Below are 26,753 nucleotides of genomic sequence, written 5' to 3'. Positions count from 1 at the left end.
ACAAACCCTTCCACGGGTGTTGGGGTCCTTTTAATACAAACCCACCGTTCCCCCCCTGTGTGGCCGGTTTCCCACGCCACCCGGCGGGGGGCTTGGGGCCGCGCGCCTCTTTTCTGCCCGAGGACCCGACAGCATGTTTTCAAACTTTGATAGTGAGATTCTATTCGCCGCCCGCCTGCTGCTTGGCGGCGCCTTTGTCTTTGCCGGCCTGCGCAACATCCAGAATGCGGCGTTGGTGAGCCAATTGATGACGACGCGCGGCGTGCCGCAGGCGCGGCCGGTGCTGTGGCTGGGGATCGTCCTGCAGATCATCGCCGGAGCGCTGGTGATCGCGGACATCTGGACCGCTCCGGCGGCGGCATGCCTGATCCTGTTCCTGGTTTTTGCTACGCCGATGTTCCACAATTTCTGGGATCATCAGGGGCCCGAGCGCGCGTCCCGCATCAATGGCTTTGTCGGCAACGTCGCGCTCACCGGAGGATTTCTGGCGCTGATCGCGCAGTCGCTTTGACACGCCTCGTGGAGGCAGCCGCCTTACGCCGCATACCGCAAGCCGCCGTCGCAGGTCAGCACCTGGCCGGTGACGAAGCTGTTCGAAACCAGGAACGCGATCGCGCTGGCGACGTCCTCGGCGCGGCCAATGCGGCCGACCGGTGTCTTGCCGGCATAATCGGCAAACACCGCATGGCGCTGTTCATCGGGCAGGAAATCCCACCACGGCGTGTCGATGACGCCCGGCGCCACGACATTGACGCGTAGCGGCTTCAGCTCCATTGCCAGGATCGGCACCACGGTCAGCAGCATGCCGTTGACGGCGGCGATGCCGGCGACACCCGGCGCCGACAATTGCGCCGACACCGCCGAGATGAAAGTCACCGAGCCGCTCTTGTTCAGCGTCGGCAAGGCGGCCTGCAGGCAGGAGAGCTGTGGCCGGACCTTCTCGTCGACGCCACCGCCGATGTCGGTCAGGTCAAGCGTTTCGAACGGACCGAGCCCCTTGCCGCCGCTGGCGGCCAGCACCAGGTGATCGAAAGGGCCGAGATCGTTGAAGAACCGGCGAACCTCGTCCGGCTTCGCGGCATCGAAGGCAGCCTTTTCGACTGCGCCGCCAAGGCTTTGCCATGCGTTGTCGAGCCTTTCCCGGTTGCGCCCGGTGATAGTCACCTTCATGCCCGGGCCAAGCAGCTTTTTCGCGGTGGCGAGGCCGATGCCGGAGGAGCCGCCGACGATCACGGCGTGCTGCGTTTTCTCGGTCATGAATTTTCTTTCTTCGATGTTGCGGAAGCGGGTGCGAGCGCGACAAGGCCGAGACTCAATTCACGCAACTGCTGCCTCGCCTTCGCGTCATAGGCTTGTGCATCGGCACGGGATTCCCTTTGGCCGTCGAAATAGAGGCCGCTTCGCCCTTCGAGTGCCGGCGATGTGGCGAGGTTGATGATGGCTTCGGCGCCGGTTTCGACCGAGCTCCACGGCGTGATGCCCGCCTGCCGCACCATCGTGGTGTTCATGTAGCTTGCCGGATGCAGGCTGTTGACGGTCACATTGGTGCCGTGCAGCTGCTCCGCCAGGTCGATGGTGAACATGATCTGCGCCAGCTTGCTCTGGCAGTAGGCACGAACGCCGTCGTAGGAGCGGGTCAGCATGACATCCCTGAAGTCGATCGCCCGTTGCCCGGCCGAGGCGACATTGATGATGCGCGCCGGCGCGCTGGCCTTGAGCAGTGGCAGCAGCTCCGTGGTGAGCAGGAAACCGGCGAGGTAGTTGACGGCAAAGCGCAGCTCGTAGCCGTCGGCGCTGACCTGCCGTTTCGCGTTGGGGCCGGCGGTGCCAACGCCGGCATTGTTGATGAGGATATCGAGCCGCTTGGTCCTGGCGCGGACGGCTTCGGCGAGGCGGCGGACCTCGGCCAGGGAGGAGAGATCGGCGACAAGAAGCTCGGCCTTGCCGCCGGCGGCTTCGATCTCGGTCACGATCGCCTTGCCCCTTGTCGCGTCGCGGCCATGCACCAGGATGCGGGCGCCGCCGGCGCCGAGCCGTTGCGCGACAACGCGGCCGACGCCGTCGGTTGAGCCGGTAATCAGGATCGTCTTGTCTTTCAGTTCCATGTTCAGAGCCTCCATGTCATCGCTCTGAGCAGAAAGATGGGACACCAGACGCATGCCAAACAGTTCAAACTTTATCCTGGTATCGGTACTGCTATAATAGCGCCGATGGATTCCACCACGCATTCTGCCGAAGGCAGCCGTCGCCGCGAGCTTGGCGCCTTTCTGCGCTCGCGGCGCGAAAGGCTGACGCCTTCGGCCACCGGCATTTCGACCGGCCTGCGCCGGCGCACGCCCGGGCTGCGGCGCGAGGAGGTGGCGATGATCGCCGGCGTCGGCACGACCTGGTACACCTGGCTGGAGCAGGGCCGCGACGTTCGGCCGTCGGTGGAAGTGCTGACGGCGCTCAGCCGGGCGCTGCGCCTGGACACGGCCGAGCAACGGCATCTGTTCATTCTTGCCGGCCGCCCGCAGCCGGAGCGTCGCGTCGACGCGCCGGAAAAAGTCGATAGCCCGTTGCTGCACATGCTGCAGAGCCTGGTCCTGCAGCCGGCCTATGTCCTTGGGCGGCGCTGGGACGTGCTGGCCTGGAATTCTGCTGCGGCAGCCGTGTTCGGCGACTATGGCCTGCTGGAGGGCGATGCCCGCAACATCGTCCATATGGTTTTCACCAGCGCGCAGCATCGGCGCCTGCTCGTTGATTGGGAGGAACTGGCACGTGCCGTGCTGGCGTCATTCCGGGCAGAAAGCGCCAGATATGTCGGCGATCCGGATTTCGAGCGGCTGATCGCGCTGATGACGCGCTCGAGCCAGGAGTTTCGCGCCTGGTGGCCGCTACGCGACGTGGCCCGTAACCTGTCGGGTGTAAAGCATGTCAGGCATCCGACAGCGGGTGCCATGGCGTTCGAGCATATGAGCCTGTCGATCGACGACGGCTCGGACATGAAGCTGATCGTCTACACGCCGCTCGCCGAGCAGAACTCGATCGCCAAGCTGCAGAAGCTGCTCGATGCGCTGCCGGCCGAGCGGCGCAGCGCGTGAGCCCAACTTCGTCATCCTGGGGTCTGCGCTGCGTCGCTCCGCTCCTTGCTGCGCCCCAGGATGACGAAGCAATGGGGGAGGTTTGCGACAGCCGAGCTGCCTCAGCCCTTCGGCTTCAGCCCGTCGATGAACAGTTGCTCGAGAAACCTTGCGGCATCCTCGAAGCGGCCGTCGCCGCCGCGGTCAGGGCCGAGCACGGCGCGGACCTGCACGTCGAAATCGGCATAATGCTGCGTCGTCGCCCAGATCGAGAAGATCAGGTGCCAGGGGTCGGTGCGGGCAATCTTGCCGGCGCGCATCCAGCCCTTGATGACATTGGCCTTCTCGTCGACCAGCGTCTTCAACTCGCCTTCCAGCATCGGCATGATACGCGGCGCGCCCTGCAGGATCTCGTTGGCGAACAGCCGGCTCTCGCGCGGGAAATCGCGCGCCATTTCGAGCTTGCGCCTGATATAGCTGCGCAGTTCGGTCAAGGGGTCGCCGATATCGTCGAGTTCGCGCAGCGGCGCCAGCCAGGTGTCGAGAAGCCGCTGCATCAGCGTCTTGTGGATGTCCTCCTTGCGGCGGAAATAATAGAGCAGGTTCGGCTTCGACATGCCGGCGGCTTCAGCGATCTGGTCGATTGTCGAGCCGCGAAAACCGTTGGTCGAGAAGACTTCGAGCGCCGCCTCGAGGATGAGCTCGCGCTTTTCCATCTGGATGCGGGTGCGGCGAGGAGCAGAGCTTTCGACCGCACCCGTCACCTCGAAAAACCTTCGCTGCGAGGAGTGTCTGGACCAATTCTCTGGACCAGTTTTTCTCCGCCCTGTGGAGCGCACTTCGAAAGCCGCATTTCCGCTAGTAATCCCTTGACCGCTGATAAGGCGGTGCTAACGTTTGTCCAACCGGTCAAAAATTTGCGTAGCACGAAAACGTCGCGAAGACCAAGTTGGAAAGACCAGGCGTTAGCCGCACCGAAACAAGTTACAAGGGGAAGTCTCGGTCATGTCCAACCGGCTGAAAGTCACGCCGAACGATCTCAGTGCATTCTGGATGCCGTTCACGGCAAACCGGCAGTTCAAGCAGGCGCCGCGCATGATGGTGTCGGCCAAGGACATGCACTACACGACCAGCGACGGGCGCAAGGTGCTCGACGGCACCGCCGGCCTGTGGTGCGTCAATGCCGGCCACTGCCGCCCGAAGATCACCGAGGCGATCCAGAGCCAGGCGGCCGAGCTCGACTATGCGCCGGCGTTCCAGATGGGCCATCCGATCGTGTTCGAGCTGGCGAACCGCTTGGTCGACATCGCGCCGAAGGGCATGGACCATGTGTTCTTCACCAATTCCGGATCGGAATCGGTTGAGACCGCGCTGAAGATGGCGATCGCCTATCACCGCGTAAAAGGCGAGGGCTCGCGTACCCGCCTGATCGGCCGCGAACGCGGCTATCACGGCGTCAATTTCGGCGGCATCTCCGTCGGCGGCATTGTCACCAACCGCAAGATGTTCGGCACGCTGCTCGGCGGCGTCGATCACATGCCCCACACGCATCTGCCGGAAAAGAACTCTTTCACCAAGGGCGTGCCGGAGCATGGCGCGGAACTGGCGAACGAGCTGGAGCGCATCGTCGCCTTGCACGACGCCTCGACCATCGCCGCCGTCATCGTCGAGCCGGTGGCCGGTTCCACCGGCGTCATCCTGCCGCCGAAGGGCTATCTCGAGAGGCTTCGCGAGATCTGCACCAAGCACGGCATCTTGCTGATCTTCGACGAAGTCATCACCGGTTTTGGCCGCCTCGGCACGCCGTTTGCCGCCGACTATTTCGGCGTCACGCCGGATATCATGACCACCGCCAAAGGCGTCTCCAACGGCGTCATCCCGATGGGCGCGGTGTTCGTGAAGAAGGAAATCCACGACGCCTTCATGACCGGGCCCGAGCACATGATCGAGTTCTTCCACGGCTACACCTATTCGGGCAATCCGATCGCCTGCGCGGCAGCGCTGGGCACGCTTGACACCTACAAGGAAGAAGGGCTGCTGACGCGCGGCGAGGAACTGGCGCCGTACTGGGAGGACGCGCTGCACTCGCTGAAGGGCGAGCCGAACGTCATCGATATCAGAAACATCGGCCTGATCGGCGCGATCGAGCTGGCGCCGATCGCCGGCCAGCCGACGAAGCGGGCCTTCTCGGCTTTTGTGAAGGCGTTCGAGCGCGGTGCATTGATCCGCACCACCGGCGACATCATCGCGCTGTCGCCGCCGCTGATCATCACCAAAGGCCAGATCAACGAATTGATCGACCATGTGCGCGAAGTGCTGAGGGCCGTGGATTGAACCAGGTGCAGCTTTCCCTCCCCCTCGACGCCGCGCAACCAATGAGGTTTTAGAATATGGCCGCCCCCGGCGAGAATCTGCGAATCAATTCAGACCGTTTGTGGGATTCGATAATGGAGATGGCGAAGATCGGCCCCGGCATTGCCGGCGGCAATAATCGCCAGACTGTTACTGACGAGGACGGCGAAGGGCGGCATCTGTTCAAGCGCTGGTGCGATGAGGCGGGGCTCGAAATGGGCGTCGACGAGATGGGTACGATGTTTGCCCGTCGCGAAGGCACCGACCCCAGCCTGCCGCCGGTCTATGTCGGCAGCCATCTCGACACCCAGCCGACCGGCGGCAAGTATGACGGCGTGCTCGGCGTGCTCGGCGGCCTGGAGGTGGTGCGCTCGCTCAACGATCTCGGCATCAAGACCAGGCATCCGATCGTCGTCACCAACTGGACCAACGAGGAAGGCGCCCGCTTTGCGCCGGCGATGATGGCGTCCGGGGTATTCGCCGGCGTGCTCGACCAGACCGACGTCTATTCACATGTCGACAAGGACGGCAAGAAATTCGGCGAGGAGCTCGAACGGATCGGGTGGAAGGGCACCGAAAAGGTCGGCGAACGCAAGATCCACGCCTTTTTCGAGCTGCATATCGAGCAGGGCCCGATCCTCGAGGACGAGGGCATCGACATCGGTGTCGTCACCCATGGGCAAGGGTTGAAATGGCTGCAGGTGACGCTGACCGGCAAGGAGGCGCATACCGGCTCGACGCCGATGCCCAAGCGGCGCAATGCCGGGCTCGGCATGGCGCGGGTGATCGAGTTGGTGCACGAGATCGCCATGGACTATCAGCCCGACGCCGTCGGCGCGGTCGGCCATATGGAGGTCTATCCGAACTCGCGCAACATCATCGCCGGCCGCACCGTCTTCACCATCGACATCCGCTCGCCGGAAAAGGAAGTGCTCGACGCCATGGACGGGCGCATCCGCGAAGGCATCGACACGATCTGCGAAGCGCTCGACATCCAATATCAAATCGAGCAGGTCGGCCATTTCGATCCGGTCACTTTCGATCCGGGCTGCGTCAAGGCTGTGCGGGATGCGGCGGAGCGCCTGGGGTATACGCATCGCAATATCGTCTCGGGCGCCGGCCATGACGCTTGCTGGATCAACCGCGTCGCACCCACCGCAATGGTGATGTGCCCCTGCGTCGACGGTCTCAGCCACAACGAGGCCGAGGAAATCACCAAGGAATGGGCAGCGGCCGGCGCCGACGTGCTGTTCCATGCGGTGGTGGACACGGCGGGGATTGTGGGGTGAGATGTTGGCGCCGTACCCCCACCCCTAACCCCTCCCCACAAGGGGGAGGGAGACTTCCGTTGGCACTGACCTCGGCAAATTGCCTGCCTTTCGGCGCCAAAAGGGGAAGTAAGGGCATGCGGCAGCGTTCCCTCCCCCTTGTGGGGAGGGTTAGGGTGGGGGTCCATCTTCGTAAGAATCCAAATGCGATTGCCCTGCCACAAGGGGGAGGGGGACTAGCAATGCCGACGTCTTTTTCTATGGCGAAAGCTTTGATGGGTTCAGCTGTGACAGCGCGGCACCAAGCCTCCCTCCCCCTTGTGGGGAGGAATTGAGGGTGGGGGTACTCGTCTTGGCACCGACCGCGATCGATCCAGCCGCCATCAAACGTGCAAGAATGTTGCGCCGGAACATGACAGAGGGCGAGCGTAAGCTCTGGTCCGAGCTGAAGGAGTTCCGTCGCCTCTACGGGTTACATGCAAGGAAGCAGGCGCCGATTGGGCCTTATATTGCGGACTTCGTTCTGCACGAGAAGAACCTCGTCATCGAGGTGGATGGAGAGCATCACTTTATGCCGGAGCAAATGGAGAAGGACCGCATACGTGATGCATGGTTTGGCCGACAGGGCTATCGTGTGCTCAGGTTTTCGACTGGAGACTTGGCAAATTCCTTCGATGGTTGCGTCGAGGAGATATTGCGGGAAGTTGGAGTCATGTAGAGGCCGTTCAGGGTTCCTCGACGCTGAACCGACCTGATCAAGCAAGGCGCTCACAAGAAGCGCGAAGAGAATAAGGGAACAAGAAAATGTCCAAAGTCATCAAGAATGGCACCATCGTCACCGCCGACCGGACGTGGAAGGCCGATGTGCTGTTCAAGCACGGCAAGATCATCGGCATCGGGCCGGATCTGCATGGCGACCATGAGTTCGACGCCAGCGGCTGCTATGTGATGCCGGGCGGCATCGACCCGCATACCCATCTCGAAATGCCGTTCATGGGCACCTATTCGGCCGACGACTTTGAATCCGGTACCCGCGCGGCCCTTGCCGGCGGCACGACGATGGTCGTCGATTTCTGTCTGCCGGCGCCGCAGCAATCGCTGCTCGAGGCCCTGCAGATGTGGGACAACAAGACTTCGAAGGCGTCCTGCGACTATTCCTTCCACATGGCGATCACCTGGTGGGGCAAGCAGGTGTTCGACGAGATGGCCACCGTCGCCGACAGGGGCATTACCTCGTTCAAGCATTTCATGGCCTACAAGGGCGCGCTGATGGTCGATGACGACGAGCTCTATTCGTCGTTCCAGCGCTGTGCCGATCTTGGCGCGCTGCCGCTGGTCCATGCCGAGAATGGCGACGTGGTGGCGGCGCTGTCGCAGAAGCTGCTGGCGGCGGGCAACAGCGGCCCGGAGGGACACGCCTATTCGCGCCCGCCTGAAGTCGAAGGCGAGGCGACCAACCGCGCCATCATGATCGCCGACATGGCCGGTGTGCCGCTCTATGTCGTGCATGTCTCCTGCGAGCAGGCGCACGAAGCCATCCGCCGGGCGCGCCAGAAAGGCATGCGGGTATTCGGCGAGCCGCTGATCCAGCACCTGACGCTGGACGAGAGCGAATATTTCAACAAGGACTGGGACCATGCGGCGCGCCGGGTGATGAGCCCGCCCTTCCGCAACAAACTGCACCAAGATTCGCTGTGGGCCGGCCTGCAGGCCGGGTCGCTGCAAGTGGTGGCGACCGACCATTGTGCCTTCACCACCAAACAGAAGCGCAACGGCGTCGGCGACTTCACCAAGATCCCGAACGGCACGGGCGGGCTCGAGGATCGTTTGCCGGTGCTGTGGACGACCGGCGTCAAGACCGGCCGGCTGACGATGAACGAGTTCGTCGCGGTGACCTCGACCAACATCGCCAAGATCCTCAACATGTACCCGAAGAAGGGCGCCATCGTCGAAGGGGCGGACGCCGACATCCTCGTATGGGACCCGAAGCGCAAGAAGAAGATCACGGCCAAGAAGCAGCAGTCGGTGATCGACTACAATGTCTTCGAAGGTTTTGAGGTAACCGGCCTGCCGCGCTTCGTCTTCTCGCGCGGCGAACTGTCGATCGAGGAAAACGAGGTCAAGGCGAAGCCCGGCCATGGCGAGTTCGTCGCTCGCGAGCCGAACGCGGCGGTCAACCGGGCGCTGTCGACGTGGAAGGAGATTTCCGCGCCGCGCAAGGTGGAACGGACGGGAATCCCGGCGACGGGCGTTTGAGCTTGGCGAGCCACGGAGCGATTATCTCAATGGCCGCGGTGATCCTTGCCGCCGGGCCGGCGGCGGCTGACGTCCTTGCCGGCTCCTTTGGCAATGAGGTCGGTTGCGCTGGTGTACGGCTCGGTTATCAGGACAGCGACGATTATGTCGTGCTGACCGCCGACGGCGTCGAAACCTATGGCAGCGGCTGCCAGTTCGCACAGCGACTGACGACGGCGCCTGGCACCCTGTTGTTGAGCTCCACCTGTTTCGCCGAGGGCGAGGAGGGCACGACCACGGATGTCGTCAAGGTCATCAACAGAGGAGGGGACGGTTTCTTCGTGACCATTCCCGGCCTTGAGGAGATAGGACCGCTGAAATCATGTTCGTGACGGTGCCGATGACGACCGCTGCCTCGATGCCGGCGTCAGGCGACCAACCCGTCCAGTTCCGGCAGCAGGACGACGCTTTCCTTTTCGTTGGGATCGGTGCGGGCAATGACCGCCGAGGCGGGGCCGTCGCTCAGATTGGCCGGCAGATGCGGCACGCCGGGGGGAATATAGAAAAGATCGCCGGCCTTGACCACGATATGCTGTTCGAGCCGGTCGCCATACCAGGTATGGACTTCGCCGGAGAGCACATAGATCGCGGTTTCATGGTTTTCGTGCATATGCGCCTTGGCGCGGGCACCCGGCGGCATGGTCAGCAGATGCATGCAGATGCCGGACGAGCCGACTGTTTCGGCGGCGATACCGGCGAAATAACTCAGGCCCTGCTTGCCTTCATAAGAGCTTTCAGGGCGGATAAGATGGCAAGTCGGTTTGGGCGACATCGGGGCAACTCCGGGCGTCTATCTGATGGGACAAGGGCGCGTAGAACTGGGGCGCATAGAACTGGGGCGAGTAAAACTGCGGCGAGTAGGACTGGGCGAGTGGAAAGCAACATCGGGGTAAAATCAATGGGATTCCGGCCGGCGCCGCAGTGGCCGGAAGCGACAGGCTACGGCCGATGACGGGAGTATCGCCAGCCGTTGTTTCGGCAAGCAAGCTTGGCCTGACCTTCCAGACCAATGATGGTCCGGTACAGGCGCTGTCGAATGTCGACCTGACGATCGGCAAGGGGGAATTCGTGTCCTTCATCGGGCCCTCCGGCTGCGGCAAGACGACCTTGCTGCGCGTCATCGCCGATCTGGAGAAGCCGACATCGGGAGCCATCTCCGTCAACGGCATGACGCCCGAGCAGGCGCGCCAGAGCCGCGCCTATGGCTATGTCTTCCAGGCGGCCGCACTTTATCCGTGGCGCACGATCGAGCGCAATGTGGCACTGCCGCTGGAGATCATGGGCCTGTCCAGGGCGGAGCAGGCGGCGCGCATCAAGCGAACCCTCGACCTTGTCAACCTCAGCGGCTTCGAGAAGAAATACCCCTGGCAGCTTTCGGGCGGCATGCAGCAGCGCGCCTCGATCGCGCGGGCGCTCGCCTTCGACGCCGACCTTTTGTTGATGGACGAGCCGTTCGGCGCGCTGGACGAGATCGTGCGCGATCACCTCAACGAACAGCTGCTGGAGCTTTGGGAGCGGACCAACAAGACTATCTGCTTCGTCACCCATTCGATCCCTGAGGCGGTCTATCTGTCGACGCGCATCGTCGTCATGTCGCCGCGCCCGGGGCGTGTCAGCGACGTCATAGAATCGACGCTGCCGAAAAAGCGGCCGCTCGATATCCGCGAGACGCCGGAGTTCCTGGCGATCGCGGCACGCGTGCGGGACGGGCTGAGGGCAGGGCACAGCTATGATGATTGAACGGGATGAGCTCCCTCCTCTCCCCGTCGGGGCTAGCGGGGCCATCCATGCCTTCGTCATCCTAGGGCGGAGCAGCCGCGAAGCGGCCTGCGTAGACCCTAGGATCCATGCCGTGACTTCGGCCGAAAGGTGCAAGCGGTTTAGAATGTGTGCGAGGCGAGCCTCGGCCGCCGTTAGCTCGGGAGCAATGTTCGGCACCGGTGCGGAGCGGATAGGTAACGGCATGGATCCTAGGGTCTGCGCCGCGTCGCTTCGCTCCTTGCTTCGCCCTAGGATGACGAAGAACGGGTATGGCCGCTCTCGCGTGTTGGGGAGAGGAGGGCGCCAGTCGCCTGACGTCCGCTAGATGGATACCTTTCGCGACAAGATCGTTCCGGTGACCTCGATCCTCCTGGGTGTCGTCGTTGTCTGGTACGTCATGGCTGTCATCCTCAACGCGCCGTTCCAGCGCGATCTCGACCGCCGCGCCAATCAGACGCCGGCTATTGTGGAATTCATCGGCAAGACGCTGGCGCAGCCAAAACCGACGCTGCCGGCGCCGCATCAGGTGGCGGTAAATTTTTTCGAAAACACCTTTCTGCGCAGCATCACCTCGAACCGCAGCCTTGTCTACAATGCCTGGGTGACGCTGTCGTCGACGCTGCTCGGCTTTGCTTTCGGCACGGCGCTCGGCATCGTCATCGCCGTCGGCATCGTGCATGTGGCGACGCTCGACCGCAGTCTGATGCCGTGGATCATCGCCTCGCAGACCATTCCGATCCTGGCGGTGGCGCCGATGATCATCGTCGTGCTGGCGGCGGTCGGCATCACCGGGCTTATCCCGAAGGCGCTGATCTCGACCTATCTGTCGTTCTTCCCCGTGGCGGTCGGCATGGTGAAGGGACTGCGCTCGCCCGAGCTCACCCATCTCGACCTGATGCACACCTATAATGCCAGTGCCTCGCAGACCTTCTGGAAATTGCGCGTGCCGGCTTCGGTGCCGTTCCTGTTCACCTCGATGAAGGTGGCGGTGGCCGCCAGCCTGGTCGGCGCCATCGTCGGCGAGTTGCCGACCGGCGCCGTCGCCGGCATCGGTGCCAAATTGCTCGCCGGCGCCTACTACAGCCAGACCATCGACATCTGGTCGGCTCTGGTTGCCGGGTCGGTGGTCGCGGCGCTGCTGGTGATGGTCGTCGGCATCGCCGGGCGCCTTGTCGACCGCGCCATGGGCGGGAGGCCGGCATGAGCTCCATCCTGAGCCTTTCCTCAATCACGCCTCGATCCTGGCAGGGGTATGCCGCGCTTGTCCTGCTTGTCGGCGCGCTGCTTCTTTGGCCGCTCGTCAGTGCTACGCCCGGTTACGGCATGGCGACTACGGTGTTGATTTTCATTTTGCTGCTCGTGGCAATCGAGGCCGACAACTTTCCACCGATGATCGGGGTGGTGTTGCTGTTCCTTGGCGCGCATGGCGCAGCGTGGATGCTGCTCGCCGGCATAACCGGCAATGAGGGCAGCGCTCGCGCATCCTTCTATCTGCTGCTCGTCGCGGCGTGGTTTTTGGCCTGGCGCTGCGTAACGGTCTTGTCGTCGTTTCGCCCGACATCGCGCTGGGCGTCAACCGCCCTGCGCCTGATCATTCCGGCCATCTTCGGCGCCTGGATCCTGATCATCTGGGAGGCGGTGACGCGTGGTGCCGGCATTCCCTTCATCCTGTTGCCGCCGCCAAGCGCCATCGGTGCACGCATCGTCGGCTCGCTGCCGGTGCTGGGGGCCGATGTCAGGCAGACCATCTTCAAGGCGGTTATCTTCGGCTATGTGGTGGGGAGCAGCGCCGGCTTCCTCGTTGCCATCGCCGCCGACCGCGTGCCGTTCCTGCGGCGCGGGCTTTTGCCGATCGGCAATATGGTGTCGGCGCTGCCGATCATCGGCGTCGCGCCGATTATGGTCATGTGGTTCGGCTTCGACTGGCAGTCGAAGGCAGCGGTGGTCATCATCATGACCTTCTTCCCGATGCTGGTGAACACCGTCGCCGGGCTTGCCGCCTCCGGCCATATGGAGCGCGACCTGATGCGCACCTATGCCTCGAGCTACTGGCAGACGCTGTTCAAGCTGCGGCTGCCGGCGGCGGCACCCTTCATCTTCAATGCGTTGAAGATCAATTCGACGCTGGCGCTGATCGGCGCCATCGTCGCCGAGTTCTTCGGCACGCCGGTGGTCGGCATGGGATTCCGCATTTCGACGGAAGTCGGGCGGATGAACATCGATATGGTGTGGGCGGAAATCGCAGTTGCAGCACTTGCGGGTTCGGTCTTTTATGGCGTGGTCGCTCTTTTCGAGAGAGCAGTCACGTTTTGGCATCCCTCTGTCCGTGGTGGATAGGGGCGGTGGGTTTAGGGCGCTAACTTCAGAGGGTAAAACATGAAAAGACTTGTTGTTTCGATGCTGGCCGGCGCGATGTCGCTTGCCGCGTTCCAGGCGATGGCCGCGGACAAGGTGACGCTGCAGCTGAAATGGGTCACCCAGGCACAGTTCGCCGGCTATTATGTCGCCAAGGCCAAGGGCTTCTATGACGCCGAGGGCCTCGACGTCGACATCAAGCCCGGCGGACCGGACATTGCACCGGAGCAGGTTATTGCCGGCGGCGGCGCCGACGTCATCGTCGACTGGATGGGCGGTGCGCTGGCTGCGCGCGAGAAGGGCGTGCCGCTGGTCAACATCGCCCAGCCGTTCAAGAAGGCCGGCATGGAGTTGGTCTGCCCGAAGGACGGTCCGGTCAAGACGGAAGCCGACTTCAAGGGCCATACGCTCGGCGTCTGGTTCTTCGGGAATGAATATCCGTTCTATGCCTGGATGAACAAGCTTGGCCTCAAGACCGATGGCGGGCCGGACGGCGTCACCGTGCTCAAGCAGAGCTTTGACGTGCAGCCGCTGATCCAGAAGCAGGCGGATTGCATTTCGGTCATGACCTATAACGAGTACTGGCAGCTCATCGACGCCGGCTACAAGCCGGAAGAGCTGACCGTCTTCAACTATTCCGCCATGGGCAATGATCTGCTCGAAGACGGGCTCTATGCCCTGGAGGACAAGCTCAAGGATCCGGCCTTCGAGGACAAGATGGTGCGGTTCGTACGCGCTTCGATGAAGGGCTGGAAATACGCCGTCGACAATTCCGACGAAGCGGCCGGCATTGTCATGGACAATGGCGGCCAGGACGAGAATCACCAAAAGCGCATGATGGGCGAAGTCGCCAAGCTGATCGACAATGCCGATGGCAAGCTCGATCCGGCGACCTACGAGCGCACCGCCAAGGCGCTGCTCGACCAGAAGATCATCAGCAAGGAGCCTACCGGCGCCTACACGACGGCGATCACCGACAAGGCCATCAAATAGGGCTGTCAAACTGGCTTGTAGCGGAAAAGGGGCGGGCGACCGCCCCTTTTTAGTGGGAGGTAAAATGAACGTTACCGGCGGAAACATCCGCTCGCAAAATCGTTGTGCCGGTGCACCCGCCTCAAGGGTGTCACAACGGAGGTTTCCATGCGCATCCAGTCCTTCACGCCGATGCTTTCGGCGCTGGCCATTTCTGCAGCCATCTTCTCTGCTTCACCGGCCTTGGCCGAAACCATAAAGATGACGGCGACGCTCGATGGTGCTCAGCAGAACCCGCCCGTCACCACGAAGGGCAAGGGCACCGCCACGCTCAGGTTCAACACCGCCACCAAGAAACTCGGCTGGACCGTGAGATATTCCGGCCTCAGCGGGCCGGCGAAGGCCGCACACATTCACGGCCCGGCGGCAAAGGGTCAAAACGCCGATCCGGTGGTGCCGTTCGAAGGCAAGCTGAAGAGCCCGATCAAGGGTTCGGCGACATTGACTGATGCCCAGGCCACCGATCTTGAGGCAGGCAAATATTACGTCAACATCCACACCGCGGCCCACGCGGATGGCGAGATCCGCGGCCAGATCGAGAAGGCCAAATAGGCAGATCACGACGACAAAACAGGGCAATCATCCTGTTTTGTCAGGCCTTGTCGCGAATCTGGGTCATCGTGCGGGTCGGCGTGATGGCTTCAGGGTCGAGCCTGATCTCTACGATCGACGGCTTGCCGCTGGCCCGCGCTCGCTCGAAGGCCGCGGCGAAGTCGGCGGTCTTTTCCACCGTCTCGCCATGGCCGCCATAGGCACGGGCCAAAGCAGCAAAGTCGGGATTCTTCAAGTCCGTGGCGACGACACGGCCGGGATATTCGCGCTCCTGATGCATGCGGATGGTGCCGTAGATGCCATTGTTGACGACGATGACGATGATCGGCAGCCCGTATTGCACGGCGGTGGCGAATTCCTGGCCGTTCATCAGGAAACAGCCGTCGCCGGCGAAGGCGATCACGTCGCGGTCGGGGAAAAGCTGCTTGGCGGCGACCGCCGCCGGCGTGCCGTAGCCCATCGAGCCGGATGTGGGTGCTGCCTGCGTGCCGAAACGCCGGAAGCGATGGTAGCGATGCACCCAGGTGGCGTAGTTGCCGGCGCCGTTGGTGAGGATGGCGTCGTCCGGCAGCATCGTTTCGAGATAATTCATGATCGGCCCCATCTGGACGGCGCCGGGGCCGCTCTCCGGAGGCGTCGACCAGTCGAGATAGGCGGCGTGCAGCTTCGCTGCCTCAGCCGCCCACACCGGCGTTGCGGCCGGCTTGCGTCTGGCAAAGGCTTCGACGAAAGCGGCAGGCGAGGCATTGATCGCCAGCGCCGGCCGGTAGACGCGGCCGAGTTCGCCGGCGTCGGCATGGATATGGACCAGCGTCTGGTCGGGATAGGGGCTCTTCAGCAGCGTGTAGTCGGATGACGGCATCTCGCCCATGCGGCCGCCGATCAGCAGCACAAGGTCGGCCTGCTTGATGGCGGTTGCTACCTTGAGATTGATGCCGATGCCGACATCGCCGGCATAGTTCGGGTGGAGATGGTCGAACAGCATCTGGCGGCGGAAGGAGCAGCCGACCGGCAGTGACCAGGCTTCGGCTATCGTCCGCATCCGTGCAACGGCCTGCGCGTCCCAGCGCGTACCGCCGAGGATGACGAAGGGCCGCTTTGCCTTGTTGAGCAACACTTCCAGTGCGTCGAGCTCGACTTCGCCAGGCCGCGTCTCGACAGGGGTATAATGCCGGGCGTCCGGTGCCTCGGCGAGGCTGGTCAGCATGTCCTCGGGCAGCGAGATGACGACCGGGCCCGGGCGACCGGACGTCGCCACCGCAAAGGCGCGTGTGACGAATTCGGGTATGCGTGCGGCGTCGTCGATCTCGACCACCCATTTGGCGATATCGCCGAAGAACCTGACGTAGTCGACCTCCTGGAAGGCCTCGCGCCCCTTGGCGTGGCTGGCGACCTGGCCAATGAACAGGATGAGGGGGACTGAATCCTGCATCGCGATGTGGATGCCGGCAGAGGCATTGGTGGCGCCTGGGCCGCGGGTGACAAAGCAGATGCCGGGCCTGCCGGTCAGGCGGCCGTGGCAGTCGGCCATCATTGCGGCACCGCCCTCCTGGCGGCAGACGATTGTGCGGATCGGTGAATCATGCAGCGCGTCGAGCACCGCCAGATAGGATTCGCCAGGTACGCAATAGATACGGTCCGTTCCGTTGGCTTCGAGCGCATCGACGATGAGTTGTCCGCCGGTCTTCATTTTCCTGACCTCTCCAGTTCGGCAAGGATTTCTTCGGTGTGTTCGCCGAGACGCGGCGACGGACGTTCATAGACCAGCGGCGTGCCGGACATGACCATCGGCGCCCGCACCGAGGGCAAGAGATTGCCATGGCCGTCATCGAGGTCGAGCCGCATGCCGCGCGCGATGGTCTGCGGGTCGGCAAACATCTGGCCGATGTTGTTGATCGGGCTGGCCGGCACTCCGGCAGTCTCAAGTCTGGCCAGCAACGGGTCGCGATCGAAGACTTTCAGCGCCTCGATCATATGCTCGCGCAGCTTTGCGCGGTTAGCGACGCGGGCGGGATTGGTGGCGAAGTCAGGGTTCGACGCCAGCTCGTCGAGGCCGACGGCAGCGCAGAACTTTGCGAACTGGCCGTCATTGCCGACCGCCAGGATGATGTGGCCATTTTTCACCGGCACCACTTCGTAGGGCGCGATGTTCATATGCGCATTGCCCATCTGCACCGGCGACTGTCCGGAGACGAGATAGTTGAGGTTCTGGTTGCCGAGCGTCGAGATCTGGGTGTCGTAGAGCGCCATGTCGATATGCTGGCCTTCGCCGGTCTTCTCGGCATGGCGAAGCGCCGCCTGGATGGCGATGACCGAATAAAGCCCGGTGAAAACATCCGAAATAGCGACGCCCGCCTTTTGCGGTTCGCGGCCGGCTTCGCCGGTGATCGACATCATGCCGGCCATGCCCTGGATGATGAAATCATAGCCGGCACGCGGCGCATACGGTCCCGACTGGCCAAAACCGGTGATCGAGCAATAGATCAGCCGCGAGTTGATTTTCCTCAGGCTGTCATAGTCGAGGCCGTATTTCTTCAGTCCGCCGACTTTGAAGTTTTCGATCAGCACATCCGATGTCGCGACCAGCCGGCGCACCGTCTCGGCACCCTCGGGCGTCGAGAAGTCGATGGCGATGGAGCGCTTGCCGCGGTTGCAGGAATGGTAATAAGCGGCCGAAAGGTTCTCGCCGTCATGGCCGATGACGAAGGGCGGTCCCCATTTGCGGGTGTCGTCGCCGCCGTCCGGGCTCTCGACCTTGATCACGTCGGCGCCGAGGTCGGCAAGCAGCTGTCCGGCCCATGGCCCGGCGAGGATGCGTGCGAGTTCGATGACGCGGATGCCGTTGAGCGGAGGCTCAGTCATGGATCACCGTGGTTGATCGAAAGCGCAGCCTCTATCAATCCCGCGCGCCGCTGTCACGGCCCTTGCAATGGGCCAGTATCACTGTGCCCTCAGCACGCGGTCGGCCCAGGCGGCAAAATCCTCCATGATGATGTCTCGGTTGACCTCGTTCAGGCTTTCGTGGCGGGTTTTGGCGTAAACCTTTGAAACGAGATTCGAAAAACCCATCATGTGCATCCGGCCGGCAAGATGGCTGACCGCCTTGCCGCCGTCCGAGGCCGGATCTTGCTCGCCTCCGACCAGATTGACGAACAGGTCGCGCCGAACGCCGGAAAAATTGCGGTCGCTGCCGCAATGCAGCGTCATCATGACGATGTCCTGCCACATCGATACCGATGCGTCCCAGCCGCAAAGCGGGTCGGCGATGTATTTCTCGACTTCAACGGCATCGCGCGACAGCCAGTCGAACGGCGTCCGGTGATTGGGCACCGCCTTGCCCCAGGCCCGGAACGTCAGCCGGGGCAGCAGGCGCGACGGCACGTCTGAGCCAAGCCGGAACTTTTCCCAACCAAGCATGGCCAGCGCGATTTGGCCGAGCAGTCCGGCCGAGAAATTGCCGTTCCAGATCGCGGCGGCATGGATGCGCGCCGAGTGGCGGAGGACAAAATTCAGCGCGACCGACGCGCCCAAGGAGTGGCCGAAGACGATGATCGGCAGACCAGGTTGTTCCCTGGCGATGAGATCATGGACGGCAGCGACATCGGCGATGACCTTGGCACCGCCATCCGCATCGGCGAACCTGCCAGGTGGCGCGTCGGGCGCCTTGGTGGCGCCGTGGCCACGGTGGTCGTGCGCGTAGACCTGGTAGCCGCGCGCGCCAAGGAAATCGGCGAAACGGGCATAGCGCGCCGCGTGCTCGGCCAACCCATGATTGATCTGGACGATGGCGCGCGGTTGGCCGATGGCGTGTTTCACATAAAGGTTGAGCTCGGCGCCGGTCGGCGATCGAAGCACAAGCTGTTGGTCGAATGGCATCGCCGCGTCGTCTCCAACGCCCCGGCACGATACCGGACGCGAGTTTTGTTTGCGCCGGCACCGGTTTTGCGTCAATCCGGCGTGACCGATTTGCGCGCCGACGTTTACCGCGCGCTCGCAATTCTGACATGGTGACAACGGCAGTCTGTTGCCGCAGCTTTTTCAGCCGAGGGACCCTTATGCGGACAGGTTTTGTTTTCGGATTGGCGCTTGCGGCCGTGCTGCTTGCCGGCGCGGCGCGGGCCGATGTGAAGATGACCGGCTCTTTCGTCGCCGATGCCGCCTGTCCGGCAACGCAGGCGATCAAGAGCGGCAAGAATCCCGGCAATATCTCGACCGCGGCTGGTCAGAGTTATGATCTGCTGGCCGGCAACAAGGACGCGCCCACGCACTATCTCATTCGCGTGCCGGGCGCCGATCCGGAGCGCCGCTGGGTCAAGAACAGCTGCGGTCACGTTTCGGGCGGCAGCGCGTCGACGGTGCCGGCTGCACCGGCGCCTGCCGAGCCGAACAAGCCATCGGCGTCCGGAAAGCCGGAATATGTCTTCGCGCTGAGCTGGCAGCCGGCTTTTTGTGAGACCAAATCCGGCAAAACCGAATGCCGTGCGCAGACCGCCGCCGGGTTCGAGGCGACCCACTTCACCTTGCATGGGTTGTGGCCGCAGCCGAACGGAAATTTCTATTGCCAGGTCGCGGCAAGCGACAAGGCGAACGACGATCCGGCACACTGGCGGGATTTGCCGCCGGTCACCCTTGACCCGAAAACGCGAGCGGAACTCGACCAGGTGATGCCGGGCACCGCGTCCGCCCTCGAAAGGCATGAGTGGATCAAGCACGGCACCTGCTACGGCAAGAGCCAGCAGGAGTATTTCGCCGACGCCTTGAACCTGATGCGCGCGATGAATGCGTCGCCGGTGCGCGATCTCTTCATCAAGAACATCGGCAAGCAACTGACATCCGATCAGATCCGCAGCACCTTCGACAGTGCCTTCGGCAAAGGCGCGGGCGACCGGGTCCGCGTGTCCTGCGTGGTCGATCCTTCGAACGGCAGGCGGCTGATCGGCGAACTGACGCTCGGCCTGACCGGCCCGATCGCTTCGAACGCTTCGCTCGGTGCCCTGCTGCTTGCCTCGGCGCCGACAGCCAAGGCCGGCTGCCCGAAGGGCGCGGTCGATGCCGTCGGGTTCCAGTAAACAGGCCGTACGCGACTGTCGCTTTGCGCCGGGGATGGTATGATCCCGGGGTTATCATTCGCAGGGGGTGGCGATGAGTGGTACGACGGGCGGCGCGCTGGCGCGGCTGGCGTTCTGGGCCAAGGGCATGACGGCGATCCGCGACGGCCATATGGAGTGGCCCGGCTTTTCCTACACCGAAGTGGAGTGGGTGCGCATGACCACGCTCGCCAAACCCATCGGCGGCAGCACCTACCAATTGTTCACACTGGTCAACGCGGCGATCTTCATCGCCATCGCCGCGCTCGGGATCTTCTGTGTCTTCCTGCCGCTGGCGGCGCTGCTGTTCCCGGTACCGGCCGAAACCAGTGGGCTCAAGTTTTCGCTGCTCCTGGCGGCATGCGCCTTCCTGATCATCGGCATCGGCCTGCCGATTTCGCTGCGTCTTTCGACCACGCTGGTGGCGCCGAAGGCAATGCGGGCCGCGCTTGTCGCCGTGCCCGGCGACCAGGCGCTTGCGGCAAAAGTGTCATGGCAGATCAACCGGATCACGCTCGTGCTCTGCGGCCTGCTGGTACCGGGCATTCTTCTGTTCGTTGCCTACGATATCGAAGCCGGCCCGATTATTACCGCGTTGAAATGGCTGGCGATCGCGCTGATGGCGGTTTCGGTTGCGATCGGCGGATGGCAGCGGCGCAAACAATCCTGATTGAGCCAATCGCAGGCCTGGGCAGCGTTACGCGCCGGCGCTGCGCTCCGGCCTGGTCCATGTGTTGCGGGCGTCTGCTTCGTTGCCGCCCGGTTCGCCGACAACGCGATCGCGTCCGGTCGATTTGGCCTTGTAGAGACGCTGGTCGGCCAGCGCAAAGAGATCGGCAAGGCAACGGGTCGTCTCGCTGACCGTCGAGATGCCGGCGCTGACCGTAATGTCGAACCGGCTGGTGCTCGCGGACGTCTTGACCGCTTGCCTGACGGTTTCGCCCAGCAGCCTGGCGAGCGGCTGCGGACCCCAGCCGAGGATGGCGAATTCCTCACCGCCGATCCTGAACAATTGATCTTCGGTCCCGACAAGTTCGCCAAGCAAAATCGCCAGGGCTTTCAGCACCTTGTCTCCCTCGGCGTGGCCGAAGCGGTCGTTGATCGATTTGAAATGGTCGACATCGATGATCAGCAGGCTGAGCGGCCTGGCGGTCCGCAGGCTGGCGGCGACGGCGGCCTCGCCATCGCTGTCGAAGCGCCCCCTGTGCAGGAGGCCGGTGAGGCCGTCGCGACCAACATGCTCGACCAGCGCCTCATACCGCTCGCGATAGGTCAGCGTGTCGAAAATGTCGGAAAGCCCGCGCGGCGCCGGCACCTGCCGCGCCTCGAACCACCTGATATAGGCGACCAGCATGGTGCTGTAGACCAGGGCCGCTGCCATCTTGGCGAACCAGCCGCCGAAGAACACCGCGACCGGCGCACCGGTGACGAAATGCAGCGCCGTGAAAAAGCCTGCCTGGTCGAAGGTGAGCACGCAGGCGACGGAGACCAGGATGCGGGTGAAAAGCGCCTTGCGCAGATATTTGCCGAGCTTTTCATAGAGCAGAATGATCAGGATGGCGTCGACGAACAGCAGCGTCGTGCCCCACACCATCAGCCAGCCCATCTCGTCGATGAAGCCGATGTCGGGAAGCTTGCCGTCGGGCAGCGGTGCGATGTCGTGCAGGCGCAGGATCAGCACGAGCCCGATCATCAGGGCATTGCCGAGCAGCAGGCCGTAAATCGGCTGCCGGACAGTTGCCGCGTCCTCCTTGATGTAGAGCAGGAGCAGCATGACCAGCTTGCCGGAAAACAGCACGGCCGAACCCGGCGATACCATGCCGAACGGCAGCGCGACGTAGAAGACGCTGGCGAGATAGGTTTCCAGGAAATGCATGACGCCAAGGGCGCAAACAAAGACGCCGAGGCCGATGCGGCCCCTGAACCGGAAAAGCGTGACCATGATGCCGAAATAGAGAACCGCTTCGGCAAAAAGCAGGAAACTGTTCAACACGGCCCGATCTCTCTCCCCGAAATCGCGGCTGCCAGCGATTTCCCATCCAACATTGTTTGACGCCGAATGGTTAACCGGAGCTTTCGCCTGGGCGCCGGCACGAAATGAAGCGGCTAAGCATTTGTGGGTGCGACCAAATCCGCTTGGGGCCAAAACTGTTTGCCGTTCGCGGCCGCATCGCTTACATAGCCCCCAACTTCCATTCAATCCGACATCAGTCGACTTTTCAGGGAAAGCGCGCGTGGCACGCCAGTTCATCTATCACATGGCCGGCCTCAACAAGGCCTACGGCACCAAGAAGGTGCTCGAGAACATTCATCTGTCCTTCTATCCGGACGCCAAGATCGGCATCCTCGGTCCCAACGGCGCCGGCAAGTCGACGATCCTCAAGATCATGGCCGGCATCGACAAGGAGTGGAGCGGCGAGGCCTGGCTGGCCGAGGGTGCTACCGTCGGTTACCTGGCGCAGGAGCCGGCGCTCGATCCGAACAAGAACGTGTTCGAAAACGTCATGGAAGGCGTCGCCGCCAAGACCGCCATCATCGAGCGCTACAACGAATTGATGATGAACTATTCCGACGAGACGGCGGACGAGTCGGCCAAGCTGCAGGACGAGATGGACCGGCTCAACCTGTGGGATCTCGAACAGCAGGTCGAGATGGCGATGGAGGCACTCGGCTGCCCGCCCAAGGAGGCCGATGTCACCAAGCTGTCGGGCGGCGAACGCCGTCGCGTCGCGCTTTGCCAGCTCTTGCTGCGCCAGCCCGATTTGCTGCTGCTCGACGAGCCGACCAACCATCTCGACGCCGAGACGACGGCGTGGCTGGAAAAGCATCTGCGGGCCTATCCGGGCGCGGTGATGATCATCACCCACGATCGCTACTTCCTCGACAATGTCACCGGCTGGATCCTCGAGCTCGATCGCGGCCGCGGTATCCCCTACGAAGGCAACTACACCAAATATCTCGAAGCCAAGGCCAAGCGGCTCAAGCAGGAAGGCCGCGAGGACGATGCGCGCCAGCGGGCGATCGGCCGCGAGCGCGAGTGGATCCAGTCCAGCCCGAAAGCCCGGCAGACCAAGTCGAAAGCCCGTATCCAGGCGTTCCAGGATCTGCTGGATGCAGCCGACAAGCGGCGTCCGAGCGACACCCAGATCGTCATTCCGCATGGCGAGCGGCTCGGCAATGTGGTGATCGAGGTCGAGGGCTTGTCGAAGGGCTTTGGCGACACGCTTTTGATCGACGATCTCGAATTCAAGCTGCCGCCCGGCGGCATCGTCGGCGTCATCGGCCCGAACGGCGCCGGCAAGACGACGCTGTTCCGCATGATCACCGGCCAGGAAAAGCCGGACGCCGGCACCATTCGCGTCGGCGAGACGGTCAAGCTCGGTTATGTCGACCAGAGCCGCGACGCGCTCGACCCGACCAAGACGGTCTGGGAAGAGATCTCGGGCGGCGCCGAAGTGGTCAAGCTTGGCAAGTTCGAAGCCAACACCCGCGCCTATTGCGCGTCGTTCAATTTCCGCGGCGGCGACCAGCAGCAGAAGGTCGGCAACCTGTCCGGCGGCCAGCGCAACCGCGTGCATCTGGCCAAGATGCTGAAGACCGGCGGCAATGTGCTGCTGCTCGACGAACCGACCAACGATCTCGATACCGAAACGCTGGCTGCACTTGAAGACGCGCTCGAGAGCTTCGCCGGCTGCGCCGTCATCATCTCGCACGATCGCATGTTCCTCGATCGCCTGGCGACGCACATCCTCGCCTTCGAGGGCGATAGCCACGTCGAATGGTTCGAAGGCAATTTCGAGGATTACGAGCAGGACAAGATCCGCCGGCTTGGGCCTGAGGCGGTCAATCCGCACAGGATGACGTATAAGCGGCTGACGCGGTAAGACATTTACAGGGCGGCGAATTCTGAAATGATCTGAGGAACCAAGATGGCCGACTGGTCCGCCGCCCTCTACCTGAAATTCGAGGACGAGCGCACCCGCCCGGCGCGCGATCTCGTTGCGCAGGTGCCGGTGCCGGAACCGCGCCGGGTGGTCGACATTGGCTGCGGGCCGGGCAATTCGACCGAATTGCTGGTCGAGCGCTGGCCGCAGGCGCAGATCAGCGGCTTCGATACCTCCCTCGACATGATCGAGAAGGCGAAGGCGCGCCTGCCCGGCGTCACCCTTGCGCTGGCGGATGCGGCGGCGTGGCAGCCGAACGAACCGGTCGACGTGATCTTTGCCAATGCGGTGTTTCAGTGGCTGCCGGAGCACCCGGCAGTCTTCCAGCGGCTGATGGGATTTTTGGCGCCCGGCGGCGCGCTTGCCGTGCAGATGCCGGACAATATGGCCGAGCCTTCGCACCGGCTGATGCGGGAGACCGCGGCCGAGATGCCGTTCGCCGAAAAGCTCGAGCGCGCGGCCCGCGCGCCGCTGCCGCCGGTCGCGTTCTATTACGACCTTTTGTCGCCATTCTCGGATCGGCTCGATATCTGGCACACGATCTACAACCATCCGCTGGCCGATGCCGAGGCGATCGTCGAATGGGTGAAGTCGACGGGGCTGAAGCCGTTCCTCGATCCGCTCGACGAGAACGAGCGGCAGCTTTTCCTGAAGCGCTACACGGCCGGGATCAGCGAAGCCTATCCGAAAACGGCAAGCGGCAAGGTGTTGCTGCGCTTTCCCCGTCTCTTCATCGTGGCGCGGCGTTCCGCTTAGAAGCTTTTAGACCCGTCCCAGGGACTTGATTTAAGCCGGCATAAACTGGCTAGGTGCAAAAGAGGTTGCGCCGAGCTTTTTGCGGCGTCGACATGAAGCCGCAACGCCTGCGCACGGGACGAACTGGAAATGCATCGCGTCATCATCAGCGGCATCGGCGTTGAAATCCCCGAAGCCTCGATCACCAATGAGGAACTCGTCGCCAGCTTCAACAGCTGGGTGGACATGGAGAACGTCCGCCGCGAGGTGTCGGGCGAGCCGCTGGTACAGAAATCGGACAGTGCCTTCATCGTCCATGCCTCTGGCGTCCAGACCCGCCATGTCATCGAACGGGAAGGCATCCTCGATCCGACCCGCATGGCGCCGCGCTTCCCGGCGCGGCCCGACGATGCGCTGTCGCTGGAGGCCGAGTTCGGCATCGCTTCGGCCCGCAAGGCGCTCGATCATGCCGGGCTGAAGCCTGGCGACATCGACCTGGTGATCTGCTCGGCCTCGCACCATCAGCGGCCCTATCCGGCGATCGCCATCGAAATGCAGCAGGCGCTGGGCACGAAAGGCGCCGGCTTCGATATGGGGCTTGGCTGCTCTTCGGCAGCGGCGGCGTTGCACATCGCCGTCAATCTGGTGCGGGCAGGGGCGCATAAACGCGTGCTGGTGACGACGCCGGAGATCATCACCGGGCATCTCAATTTTCGCGACCGGCAGACGCATTTCATCTTCGGCGACGCTTCCGTGTCGATGATCGTCGAAGGGCTTGCCCAGGGCGAGAAGCGGCCGGGGCGCTTCGAGGTGCTCGACACGCGCGCCTGGACGCAGATGTCGAACAGCATCCGCACCAATCTCGGTTATTATACCCGCGCTGCCCAGCACGATCCGTACATGATCGATCTGGAAGGCAATCTGATCAAGCAGATCGGCAACAAGGTGTTCAAGGAAGTCACCGTCGCCGGCCACAAGTTCATCGTCGAATTCCTGGCCGAGCACGGGCTGACGCCGCAAGCGATCCGGCGCTTCTGGCTGCATCAGGCCAATGCGCGGATGAACGCCATGATCCTGAAACTGTCCTTCGGCCATGACGTCGACCACGACCGCGCCCCGATGGTGCTGGAGCGCCTCGGCAACACCGCCGCCGCCGGTGCCATCATCGCCCTGTCGGAGAACCATGCCGACATGAAGGCCGGCGACTACGGCCTGCTCTGCGCCTTCGGCGCCGGCTACTCGATCGGCGGCGCGCTATTGCGCATGCTTTAGATTTTTGTTTTACGCATGTCATTGTCCCAAAACCGCTGCACACCCTCGGTTCAAGCCCGAGGGCATGCTTTTGGGCGACATGCATCAGCTCGGCGCGAACGGCACCAGCATCGGAACGCGCCTGATAAATCGCATCAGTCCGCTTGATCGGAGCATCAGCGCTTTCGACTGGACCTGATGAGCTGACCGCGGCTAATTGCGCGTATCACGCGAGGCACGAACCCATGCTGGATCTTTTTCCCGAAGCCGAAACTCCGGTCGAGATCGTCCCGTCGCGAAAACTCGCCGCGAGGGTGGCAGCGCTTTACCTCGCACCGTTCGATCATTTCGAGACACGGGCAGTGGATCAGTTGCAAGTCGGCTTCGACGGCATCGACGGCGATTTCCACGCCGGCACAACGCGGCGCTCTGGTGGGCGCGAGCCGTGGTATCCGCGCGGCACCGAGATGCGCAACGAGCGGCAATTGTCGATCGTGGCTGCGGACGAACTGGCAATCGTCGCCGAACGGATGGGCATCGCCGAGATCAAGCCGGGATGGATCGGCGCCAATCTCCTGATCGAAGGCCTGCCGCACCTCTCGATGCTGCCATCCGGCACACTGTTGTTCTTCAAAGGCGGGGCGACCGTCAAGATCGACGCGCAGAACGGGCCTTGCCGGATCGCGGGCAGGTCGGTCGCCGAAAATGCCGGGATGGCCGACCAAGAGGCCGGTGCGCTGCTGTTCCCGAAAGCGGCGAAACGCTTGCGTGGGCTCGTCGCCTGGGTCGAGAAGCCCGGCACGATCGCGGCCGGCGAGGAGATTTCGGTGCGCGTGCCCGAGCAGTGGATTTACCGGGCCTAGTTGTTTTCCAGGCAAGGCGTAACTTGGGCTCCTCGCCCCCACGAAAGTGGGGGGGGGGGGGGGCGGGCGGCGCCCCCGGGGGGGGGGGGGGTGGGGGGGGGGGGCCCCCCCCACGGCCCGGCTGGTGGCGAGCTTTGCCCAGGTCGAGGTCGTGCGCCCCGACAACACGATTGAAGAGGGCCTGCCCAAGACGGTG

26 protein-coding genes are annotated in these 26,753 nt (G+C 63.2%); 18 read left to right on the top strand and 8 right to left on the bottom strand.

The genetic code is table 11. The annotated features are described in order from the left end of the window. Positions 1-133: 133 nt before the first annotated feature. Entirely contained in the window at positions 134-511 is a 378-nt protein-coding gene (locus tag NKJ55_RS32160; RefSeq protein ID WP_352453405.1) for a DoxX family protein, read from the top strand. A gap of 23 nt (positions 512-534) precedes the next feature. Here NKJ55_RS32160 and NKJ55_RS32155 read toward each other — a convergent pair whose 3' ends face one another. Both NKJ55_RS32155 and NKJ55_RS32150 read right to left on the bottom strand, forming a co-directional pair. After that, positions 535-1,257: an SDR family oxidoreductase gene (locus NKJ55_RS32155; RefSeq protein ID WP_352453404.1), complete on the bottom strand. Its 723-nt coding sequence runs from the start codon at positions 1,255-1,257 to the stop codon at positions 535-537. Continuing rightward, on the bottom strand, positions 1,254-2,105 hold the full coding sequence (locus tag NKJ55_RS32150) for an SDR family NAD(P)-dependent oxidoreductase (protein WP_352453403.1): 852 nt from the start codon (positions 2,103-2,105) through the stop codon (positions 1,254-1,256). The genes NKJ55_RS32155 and NKJ55_RS32150 overlap by 4 nt, the downstream gene beginning before the upstream one ends. 105 nt (positions 2,106-2,210) lie before the next feature. Between NKJ55_RS32150 and NKJ55_RS32145 the strand changes: the two genes are divergently transcribed. After that, a complete protein-coding gene (locus tag NKJ55_RS32145; protein ID WP_352453402.1) occupies positions 2,211-3,083 on the top strand; it encodes a helix-turn-helix transcriptional regulator in 873 nt (290 codons plus the stop codon). A gap of 101 nt (positions 3,084-3,184) precedes the next feature. On the opposite strand, the gene NKJ55_RS32140 is transcribed toward NKJ55_RS32145, so the two are convergent. Beyond that, the gene (locus NKJ55_RS32140) at positions 3,185-3,778 is read right to left on the bottom strand and encodes a TetR family transcriptional regulator C-terminal domain-containing protein (RefSeq protein ID WP_352453406.1); all 594 of its coding nucleotides are present in this window, start codon (positions 3,776-3,778) and stop codon (positions 3,185-3,187) included. 289 nt (positions 3,779-4,067) lie between these two features. On the opposite strand from NKJ55_RS32140, the gene aptA reads away from it, so the two are divergent. The 5 genes from aptA (at position 4,068) to NKJ55_RS32115 (ending at position 9,309) form a co-directional block, all read left to right on the top strand. Further along, positions 4,068-5,396, top strand: coding sequence for an omega-aminotransferase AptA (aptA, locus tag NKJ55_RS32135; RefSeq protein WP_352453401.1), 1,329 nt, complete (start codon positions 4,068-4,070; stop codon positions 5,394-5,396). Between the two features lie 56 nt (positions 5,397-5,452). Next, positions 5,453-6,703 (top strand): Zn-dependent hydrolase, encoded by a 1,251-nt coding sequence (locus tag NKJ55_RS32130; RefSeq protein ID WP_352453400.1) that lies wholly within the window; start codon positions 5,453-5,455, stop codon positions 6,701-6,703. 316 nt (positions 6,704-7,019) lie between these two features. Continuing rightward, positions 7,020-7,400: an endonuclease domain-containing protein gene (locus NKJ55_RS32125; RefSeq protein ID WP_352453399.1), complete on the top strand. Its 381-nt coding sequence runs from the start codon at positions 7,020-7,022 to the stop codon at positions 7,398-7,400. 86 nt (positions 7,401-7,486) lie between these two features. Next, positions 7,487-8,938, top strand: a complete 1,452-nt coding sequence (gene hydA, locus NKJ55_RS32120; protein WP_352453398.1) for a dihydropyrimidinase — start codon at positions 7,487-7,489, stop codon at positions 8,936-8,938. 29 nt (positions 8,939-8,967) lie between these two features. After that, positions 8,968-9,309 carry a hypothetical protein gene (locus NKJ55_RS32115; RefSeq protein WP_031211553.1) on the top strand — a complete coding sequence of 114 codons (342 nt, stop codon included), beginning with the start codon at positions 8,968-8,970 and terminating at the stop codon, positions 9,307-9,309. 35 nt (positions 9,310-9,344) lie between these two features. Here NKJ55_RS32115 and NKJ55_RS32110 read toward each other — a convergent pair whose 3' ends face one another. Further along, on the bottom strand, positions 9,345-9,749 hold the full coding sequence (locus NKJ55_RS32110) for a cupin domain-containing protein (protein WP_352453397.1): 405 nt from the start codon (positions 9,747-9,749) through the stop codon (positions 9,345-9,347). Between the two features lie 176 nt (positions 9,750-9,925). On the opposite strand from NKJ55_RS32110, the gene NKJ55_RS32105 reads away from it, so the two are divergent. The 5 genes from NKJ55_RS32105 (at position 9,926) to NKJ55_RS32085 (ending at position 14,677) form a co-directional block, all read left to right on the top strand. Further along, positions 9,926-10,717 (top strand): ABC transporter ATP-binding protein, encoded by a 792-nt coding sequence (locus NKJ55_RS32105; RefSeq protein ID WP_352453396.1) that lies wholly within the window; start codon positions 9,926-9,928, stop codon positions 10,715-10,717. A 346-nt stretch (positions 10,718-11,063) separates the two neighbouring features. After that, positions 11,064-11,942, top strand: coding sequence for an ABC transporter permease (locus NKJ55_RS32100; RefSeq protein WP_352453395.1), 879 nt, complete (start codon positions 11,064-11,066; stop codon positions 11,940-11,942). Beyond that, on the top strand, positions 11,939-13,075 hold the full coding sequence (locus tag NKJ55_RS32095) for an ABC transporter permease (RefSeq protein WP_352453394.1): 1,137 nt from the start codon (positions 11,939-11,941) through the stop codon (positions 13,073-13,075). The genes NKJ55_RS32100 and NKJ55_RS32095 overlap by 4 nt, the downstream gene beginning before the upstream one ends. A gap of 39 nt (positions 13,076-13,114) precedes the next feature. Beyond that, positions 13,115-14,086, top strand: coding sequence for an ABC transporter substrate-binding protein (locus NKJ55_RS32090; protein ID WP_352453393.1), 972 nt, complete (start codon positions 13,115-13,117; stop codon positions 14,084-14,086). Between the two features lie 147 nt (positions 14,087-14,233). Then, positions 14,234-14,677: a CHRD domain-containing protein gene (locus NKJ55_RS32085; protein WP_352453392.1), complete on the top strand. Its 444-nt coding sequence runs from the start codon at positions 14,234-14,236 to the stop codon at positions 14,675-14,677. A gap of 40 nt (positions 14,678-14,717) precedes the next feature. Here the strand turns inward: NKJ55_RS32085 and NKJ55_RS32080 are convergent, their stop codons facing one another. The 3 genes from NKJ55_RS32080 to NKJ55_RS32070 form a co-directional block, all read right to left on the bottom strand. Next, positions 14,718-16,367, bottom strand: coding sequence for a thiamine pyrophosphate-binding protein (locus NKJ55_RS32080; protein ID WP_352453391.1), 1,650 nt, complete (start codon positions 16,365-16,367; stop codon positions 14,718-14,720). Next, entirely contained in the window at positions 16,364-17,539 is a 1,176-nt protein-coding gene (locus NKJ55_RS32075) for a CaiB/BaiF CoA transferase family protein (RefSeq protein WP_352453390.1), read from the bottom strand. The genes NKJ55_RS32080 and NKJ55_RS32075 overlap by 4 nt, the downstream gene beginning before the upstream one ends. Before the next feature lie 78 nt (positions 17,540-17,617). After that, positions 17,618-18,553: an alpha/beta fold hydrolase gene (locus NKJ55_RS32070; RefSeq protein ID WP_352453389.1), complete on the bottom strand. Its 936-nt coding sequence runs from the start codon at positions 18,551-18,553 to the stop codon at positions 17,618-17,620. 179 nt (positions 18,554-18,732) lie between these two features. Between NKJ55_RS32070 and NKJ55_RS32065 the strand changes: the two genes are divergently transcribed. Next, positions 18,733-19,746 (top strand): ribonuclease T2 family protein, encoded by a 1,014-nt coding sequence (locus NKJ55_RS32065; RefSeq protein WP_352453388.1) that lies wholly within the window; start codon positions 18,733-18,735, stop codon positions 19,744-19,746. Between the two features lie 73 nt (positions 19,747-19,819). Continuing rightward, positions 19,820-20,434 (top strand): hypothetical protein, encoded by a 615-nt coding sequence (locus NKJ55_RS32060; protein ID WP_352453387.1) that lies wholly within the window; start codon positions 19,820-19,822, stop codon positions 20,432-20,434. Between the two features lie 27 nt (positions 20,435-20,461). Here the strand turns inward: NKJ55_RS32060 and NKJ55_RS32055 are convergent, their stop codons facing one another. Then, positions 20,462-21,757: a GGDEF domain-containing protein gene (locus NKJ55_RS32055; protein ID WP_352453386.1), complete on the bottom strand. Its 1,296-nt coding sequence runs from the start codon at positions 21,755-21,757 to the stop codon at positions 20,462-20,464. A 241-nt stretch (positions 21,758-21,998) separates the two neighbouring features. Between NKJ55_RS32055 and ettA the strand changes: the two genes are divergently transcribed. From ettA to NKJ55_RS32035, 4 genes are all read left to right on the top strand, one after another. Then, on the top strand, positions 21,999-23,648 hold the full coding sequence (gene ettA, locus NKJ55_RS32050; protein WP_352453385.1) for an energy-dependent translational throttle protein EttA: 1,650 nt from the start codon (positions 21,999-22,001) through the stop codon (positions 23,646-23,648). Positions 23,649-23,693: 45 nt separating this feature from the next. Further along, the gene (tam, locus tag NKJ55_RS32045; RefSeq protein WP_352453384.1) at positions 23,694-24,464 is read left to right on the top strand and encodes a trans-aconitate 2-methyltransferase; all 771 of its coding nucleotides are present in this window, start codon (positions 23,694-23,696) and stop codon (positions 24,462-24,464) included. 129 nt (positions 24,465-24,593) lie between these two features. Then, entirely contained in the window at positions 24,594-25,715 is a 1,122-nt protein-coding gene (locus NKJ55_RS32040) for a beta-ketoacyl-ACP synthase III (protein WP_352453383.1), read from the top strand. Between the two features lie 224 nt (positions 25,716-25,939). Then, positions 25,940-26,557, top strand: a complete 618-nt coding sequence (locus tag NKJ55_RS32035; RefSeq protein ID WP_352453382.1) for an MOSC domain-containing protein — start codon at positions 25,940-25,942, stop codon at positions 26,555-26,557. Positions 26,558-26,753: the final 196 nt, after the last annotated feature.

The organism is Mesorhizobium sp. M0106 (genome assembly GCF_040322715.1).
Lineage (GTDB): Bacteria > Pseudomonadota > Alphaproteobacteria > Rhizobiales > Rhizobiaceae > Mesorhizobium.
Note: the sequence above shows the minus strand (reverse complement) of the source record. Positions and strands in the feature narration are given on the sequence as shown.